Source organism: Prevotella amnii CRIS 21A-A (genome assembly GCF_000177355.1).
Lineage (GTDB): Bacteria > Bacteroidota > Bacteroidia > Bacteroidales > Bacteroidaceae > Prevotella > Prevotella amnii.
Genome location: NZ_ADFQ01000028.1, coordinates 1 through 664, shown reverse-complemented (window position 1 = coordinate 664; position 664 = coordinate 1). Strand labels below are relative to the sequence as shown.

Annotated in this window: 1 protein-coding gene; it reads left to right on the top strand. The window is 37.3% G+C overall.

Annotated elements, in window-relative coordinates; genetic code table 11:
• Positions 1-664 (top strand): hypothetical protein (locus tag HMPREF9018_RS03185; RefSeq protein WP_008448078.1); only part of this gene is annotated, 664 nt, incomplete at both ends.

Here is a 664-nt window from a genome sequence, read left to right as displayed (position 1 = left end):
ACCAAAGAAGTAAAAATTTCAGATGAAGTAGACGAAGATGGTTCTCCATTTGTAAAAACATCTACTGGTACAACCGTATTTGGTGAAATAAAAAAGGGATGTGGGCTTACACCTGCTCCTATAAAACTTAGTCTTGGCAATAGTAAGTATGGTCTAATTCATCTTGAAAAGAGACATGGAGACCAAATAAGAGGTGCAGGATTTGACACAGTTGAAGAATTTGTTGAGTTTGTATGTAAGAATTACAAGCAGATAAAACAAGGTGAAAACAGCTTAGGTGAGCAAAATGGGACTTATCTTATACAAATAGAAGACGAACATAACAATACCCTTTATATTGAATTATCAACAAATGGTAAGTATTGGGGTGTAAATAGTGGTGGCGTTTTTAGAAAAGGATACGGAAAAAATAAGAAAGAAGTATGGTCTGCGTCCGAGGTGCAGAGTAAGCAGTCGGTTGCTGATAGTACTTTGCGAGAAAAGGATAAAGCCGACACCCCTATTTCTCCTAACGGTAATGTACCCACTACTTCTGCGAGCAAAGATAAGCAATCTTCTGATACAAAGCAAGAAAAATCGGATGAAACTGCTAAAAAAGAAGCTGTCAGTGAAGATTTGTTTACAATGGCTGAACGTGTTGCAGCAGAAGATAAGGCAAAACGTA